We start from the raw sequence: 5,587 nt of genomic DNA, 5'->3' as shown, positions 1-5,587 counted from the left end.
TACATTGACAACGATTCTCATTTACAAAAAAACGGGCAGCGGCTATCATGCGGTCGACGACATCAAACCGCATCGACACGCCTGGAGCCGTAGCCATGAACCTTCGCCTTTCCCGTACACTGATCAGCCTGTTGCTTGCCGCCGCACCCCTCGTGAATGTACAGGCCCAGGAAAAGGTGCTGAACCTTTACTCGGCCCGTCATTACCAGACTGATGAAGCCCTGTACAACGGCTTTACACAGCAGACCGGAATCACCATCAAGCGCATCGAGGGCAAGGAAGACGAGTTGCTCGAACGGATTCGCAACGAGGGTGCCAACAGTCCGGCGGATGTCCTGTTGACGGTCGATGCCGCGCGTCTGGCGGCAGCACACGAGATGGGGCTGTTTGCACCGCTGCGCTCGCCGCTGCTCGAAGCCCGCATTCCCGCGCATCTGCGTACCGATGACTGGTTCTCGTTTTCCCTCCGCGCGCGCGTCATCATCTACGCCAAAGGTGCCGTCAAGCCCGAGGAGTTGCAGAATTACAGCGATCTTGCCGACCCGCGACTGAAGGGCAAGGTCTGCTCGCGCTCGGGTTCCCATCCCTACAACCTGTCGTTGATGGCTTCGATCATCGCTCATCAGGGTGAAGCGAAAGCCGAGGAGTGGGCAAGGGGGGTCGTTGCCAACTTTGCTCGCTCGCCCAAAGGTGGCGATACCGATCAGATCCGGGCAGTGGCTGCCGGTGAATGTGCCGTGGCCCTCTCCAACACCTATTATCTGGCCCGCCTGATGCGTTCGGACAAGCCGGAGGACCGTCGGACGATGGACAGGATCGTTGTCGTCTGGCCTGACCAGAAGGGTAGCGGTGCCCATGTCAATGTTTCCGGCGGCGGCATCCTGAAGAATGCGCCGCATCGGGAGGCCGCGGTCAAGTTCCTGGAGTATCTGGCCAGTGACCAGGCGCAACGCTATTTTGCCGACGGCAACAACGAATGGCCAGTGGTCGCTGGCGTCAAGGTGAGCAATCCGGCACTGGAAGCCCTCGGGAAGTTCAGGGCCGATACCTTGCCGGTCGGCTCGCTGGCGATGTATCGTGCCAAGGCGCAAATGATCTTCGACCGATCCGGCTATCGCTGATCGCCGGATCGGTTGGCCGACCCTCAGAACCTCCGGCCGTTGCTCGCCTCAGCGGCGCGCGCGCGAAATCTGGCGCGACAACGCGATCAGTGGCAGCAGGCCGACCGCAACAATCGCCAGCGAAACGCTGGCGGCCTCGGAGAGACGCTCGTCGGAAGCGAGTATGTAGGCCTGTGTTGCCAGCGTATCGAAATCGAAAGGGCGCATCACCAAAGTTGCCGGCAGCTCCTTCATCACATCGACGAACACCAGCAGACCGGCTGTGAATAAGCTGCCACGCAGGATCGGCAGATGCACCCGCCGCAGCGTCGCCGCCTGGCCGAGTCCCAGACTGCGCGACGCGTCGTCCATGCTGGCGGTGATTTTTGCCAGGCTGGTGCCTATCGACTGCAGGGCGACCGCCAGGAAGCGTACCAGATAAGCATAGACCAGTGCGGCGATGCCACCGGTGATCAGCAGTCCCGGGTTGTCGCCAAACCAGTTCTGCCATTGCCAGGCCAGCCAGTGGTCAAGACGTGTCACCGGAATCAGTACGCCCACGGCGATCACTGAGCCAGGTACCGCGTAGCCCAGACTGACCAGGCGATTGAGTGCCGGTGCCAGCAGCCCGTTTGACAGGCGTGCGCCATAGGCGAGCAGCACTGCCAGGGTAACGGCGATAGTTGCCGTCAAGCCCGCGAGCAGGAAACTGTTGCGTGCCAGCGCGACGAAATGGGCGCCGAACCGTGTATCGACCTCGGGCAATACCAGCCGCAGCAGCAGCCAGGCTGGCAGCAGGAAGCCGATGCTCAGGGGCACGCTGCAGGCCACCATGGCCAGCCAGCCGCGCCAGCCCGGCAAACGCTGACCGGCGACCGGGCGTCGGCGTCCGCTGGTGTCGTGAAAACGCGAACGACCACGTGAGGCGTGTTCGAGCAGCAGCAGCACGATCACGAAAGCGAGCAGCGCTGCCGCCAACTGGGCTGCCGCAATGCGATCGCCGAGCGAGAACCAGGCACGATAGATACCGGTAGTGAAGGTCTGAACGCCGAAGTAGGAAACCGTGCCGTAGTCGGCGAGGGTTTCCATCAGCGCCAGGGTTGTTCCCGCAGCAACGGCTGGTCTGGCCAGCGGCAAGGACAGCCGGAAAAAGCTGCGCCAAGGCCCCAAACCGAGGCTGCGCGAAGCCTCGAGCATACCGCCGGCGCGCTCGGCGAAAGCCGTTCGCGTGAGCAGATAGACATACGGGTAGAGAACAAAGACAAACATGGTGACCGCGCCAGCAAGGCTGCGCACCTCGGGAAACCAGTAGTCCGACTTGCTCCACCCGAAGATCTCGCGCAGGAAGCTCTGCAGCGGGCCGACAAACTGCAGGAAGTCGGTATACACATAAGCCAGCACATAAGCCGGCATGGCCATCGGCAGCACCAGAGCCCACTCGAAGACACGCCGCCCAGGAAAGTCATGCATGACGATCAGCCAGGCTGTGGCCACTCCGACGACGACGACCCCGAAGGCGACAGCAAGGCACAGCACCAGGGTATTGGCCATATAGTCCGGTAGTACCGTCGCTGCCAGATGTGACCAGATGGCATTGGTGCCACCGCTCAGGATGTTGGTTAGAACGCTCGCCACCGGTAGTCCGACCAGGGCCGCGACGACAGCGGAGACGACAAGCAGGGGATTGAGGTGCGGCTGGATCATGGTTCTTCACGTAAATGAGAATTATAATGGACAGGTCGTCTTCTCCTGGCTGTAAACCACCGAAAATCGATCCCCCTGACGGTCCTGGCCAGATTCTGTGAACTCCCGATCATGAAAGTCATGACCGTTTCCTCCACCCGATCCCGCTTGCGGACGAAGGGAGATTCGTGAGTCGCTGACGTGACTTTCGCATGAACCGACGCTTGCTGATGAGCAAACCCTGATGGCACATCTCGAACTGACCGGCATCGTGCAGCGTTACGGATCGCATACCGTCGTCAATGGCGTGAACTTTTGCGTCGAAACCGGCCACATTGCCTGCCTGCTGGGACCGTCGGGTTGCGGCAAGACCACGCTGCTGCGCTGTATCGCCGGCTTTGAGAACATTGCCGCAGGCGAGATTCGCGTGCGGGGCCGCCGCGTCAGCAGCCCCGAATACAAACTGCCGCCGGAGCAACGGCAAATCGGCATGGTTTTTCAGGACTACGCGCTCTTCCCGCACCTGACGGTTGCAGCCAACGTCGGTTTTGGCCTGGCCGGTCTCGACGGCGGCCAGCGCCGACGCCGGGTCGCCGAATTGCTGGCCATCGTCGGCCTGAATGGCCAGGGCAACCATTATCCGCATGAACTCTCGGGCGGCCAGCAACAGCGTGTCGCACTGGCGCGCGCACTGGCTCCACGCCCGCAACTGATCCTGCTCGACGAACCCTTCTCGAATCTGGACGTCGACCTGCGCGAGCGCCTGTCGCTGGAAGTGCGTGAAATCCTCAAGAGCCAGAACATTACGGCGGTGCTGGTCACCCATGACCAGCATGAAGCCTTCGCCATGGCCGACGAGATCGGCGTCATGGCCGAGGGAACCCTCCAGCAATGGGATACGCCCTATCGCTTGTACCACCAGCCAGCGAACCGTTTTGTCGCAGACTTCGTCGGCCAGGGCGTTTTCCTGAACGGCAGAGTGATCGACGAGTGCAGGGTCGAAGTCGAACTGGGCGTCCTCCAGTCGTCAATGCCACTCGAATGCAGTCAGGGATGCCAGGCCTGTGGTCAGGGTTGTGGTGTGGAAGTGCTGCTGCGTCCCGACGACATCATCCACGACGACCTGGGTGAACTACAGGCGGAAGTTCGGTACAAGGCTTTTCGGGGGGCCGAAATTCTCTACACCTTGCGCCTGGCCAGCGGAGTCGAAGTGCTTTCGCTGGTTCCATCGCACCACAACCACGCGATTGGCGAGAAAATCGGCATTCGCCTCGACGTCGACCATGTCGTCGCGTTCAAGACCGCAACCCGTACCTTCCAGGCGAAGGTACCGTCCATCCCGTCCCCTCGATGATTCCCTGGATCGATCGCACACACCCTTTTCCACCGTTGGAACGGGCGCTGGCTGAGCCTAACGGACTGCTCTGTGCCGGTGCCGACCTGTCTGCACAGCGCTTGCTCGACGCTTACCAGCGGGGTATTTTCCCCTGGTACTCGCAAGGTGAGCCCATCCTGTGGTGGAGTCCAGACCCGCGCATGGTGCTTTTTCCGGGTGAATTCCGGATCTCGCGTTCACTGCGCCGCAGCTTGCGCTCAGGTCGCTTCGAGGTGAAGCTGGATAGCGATTTTCCGGCCGTGATCCGCGCCTGCGCCGAAGTGCCACGTGCCGGTCAGAACGGCACCTGGATCACTCCTGAAATGCAGCATGCTTACTGGCAACTGTTCCAGCTCGGGGTCGCTCATTCGGTGGAGACCTGGATGGCAGGAAAGCTCGTGGGTGGTCTGTACGGCCTGGCGATTGGCCGCATGTTCTATGGAGAGTCCATGTTCGCGCACGTCTCCGACGCCTCCAAGGTGGCTGCTGCGCATCTCGCCCGTTTCCTTGAAGAAGAGGGATTCGGCATGGTGGATTGCCAGATGAATACGGCGCATCTTGCCTCTCTCGGGGCGTACGAGATACCGCGTGCCGTTTTCATGACCCGCCTGCGGGCGCTGGTGGCGCAGGCGTGGCAACCTGGCCGATGGCCGGCCGATGGCGCCAGCCAAGCCTGGACTTGAGATCGTGTCTCGAATCAACGATTCGGAGTTGCCCTTTTCGCTGTTACAGTTCTATGCCACGGCGCCCTATCCTTGCAGTTACCTGCCAGGCGAACGGGCGCGTTCGCAGGTCGCGACACCGGGCCATCTGATCAACACTGAGGTCTATGGCGAACTCGTCCGCAGCGGTTTTCGGCGCAGCGGGGTGTTCACCTACCGGCCGAAGTGCGACAACTGTCACGCCTGCATTCCTGTGCGACTGCCGGTCGAGTGCTTCGAGACAAACCGCAGCCAGCGCCGCAGCATCAGAATGCACGCCGGTCTGCAGGCACACGAGCGGCCGCTCGGCTTTCGCGATGAGCATTATCAGCTCTATCTGCGCTATCAATCGGCCAGGCACGCGGGTGGCGGCATGGATCAGGACAGCCATGAACAATACGCACACTTCCTCTTGCAGAGTCGCGTCGATACCCGGCTGATCGAGTTCACCGACGCAGGAGTCCTGCGCATGGTGAGCATCCTCGACGTCCTGAACGACGGCCTGTCGTCGGTATACACCTTCTTCGACCCGGACCTGCAGCCGGCTGCTCTGGGCACTTACAACATCATCTGGCAGATCGCACAGTGTATCGCCAACAGTCTGCCGTATCTCTACCTCGGCTACTGGATTCGCGACAGCCGGAAGATGGCTTACAAGGCAAACTTCAAACCGATCGAAGGGCTGTTCGATGGGCAGTGGGTCGATCTGCGAGCGCGAATCGAAGAAC

Annotated in this window: 5 protein-coding genes; 4 read left to right on the top strand and 1 reads right to left on the bottom strand. The window is 61.2% G+C overall.

From position 1 onward, the window contains the following. Positions 1-95 precede the first annotated feature (95 nt). The gene (locus V5B39_RS21430) at positions 96-1,121 is read left to right on the top strand and encodes a Fe(3+) ABC transporter substrate-binding protein (protein WP_332344853.1); all 1,026 of its coding nucleotides are present in this window, start codon (positions 96-98) and stop codon (positions 1,119-1,121) included. Between the two features lie 48 nt (positions 1,122-1,169). Here the strand turns inward: V5B39_RS21430 and V5B39_RS21425 are convergent, their stop codons facing one another. Continuing rightward, positions 1,170-2,804: an ABC transporter permease gene (locus V5B39_RS21425; protein WP_332344852.1), complete on the bottom strand. Its 1,635-nt coding sequence runs from the start codon at positions 2,802-2,804 to the stop codon at positions 1,170-1,172. A 223-nt stretch (positions 2,805-3,027) separates the two neighbouring features. On the opposite strand from V5B39_RS21425, the gene V5B39_RS21420 reads away from it, so the two are divergent. The 3 genes from V5B39_RS21420 to V5B39_RS21410 all read left to right on the top strand — a co-directional run. After that, positions 3,028-4,137, top strand: a complete 1,110-nt coding sequence (locus tag V5B39_RS21420; RefSeq protein WP_332344851.1) for an ABC transporter ATP-binding protein — start codon at positions 3,028-3,030, stop codon at positions 4,135-4,137. Beyond that, positions 4,134-4,841, top strand: coding sequence for a leucyl/phenylalanyl-tRNA--protein transferase (aat, locus tag V5B39_RS21415; protein WP_332344850.1), 708 nt, complete (start codon positions 4,134-4,136; stop codon positions 4,839-4,841). Before V5B39_RS21420 ends, aat begins: the two co-directional genes overlap by 4 nt. Positions 4,842-4,845: 4 nt before the next feature. Continuing rightward, a partial coding sequence (locus V5B39_RS21410) for an arginyltransferase (RefSeq protein WP_332344849.1) occupies positions 4,846-5,587 on the top strand: 742 nt, incomplete at its 3' end.

The sequence above is a fragment of the Accumulibacter sp. genome (assembly GCF_036625275.1).
In the GTDB taxonomy this organism is placed as follows: Bacteria; Pseudomonadota; Gammaproteobacteria; order Burkholderiales; family Rhodocyclaceae; genus Accumulibacter.
The sequence above is the reverse complement of the archived record's forward strand: the minus strand, read 5'-3'. Positions and strand labels throughout refer to the sequence as shown.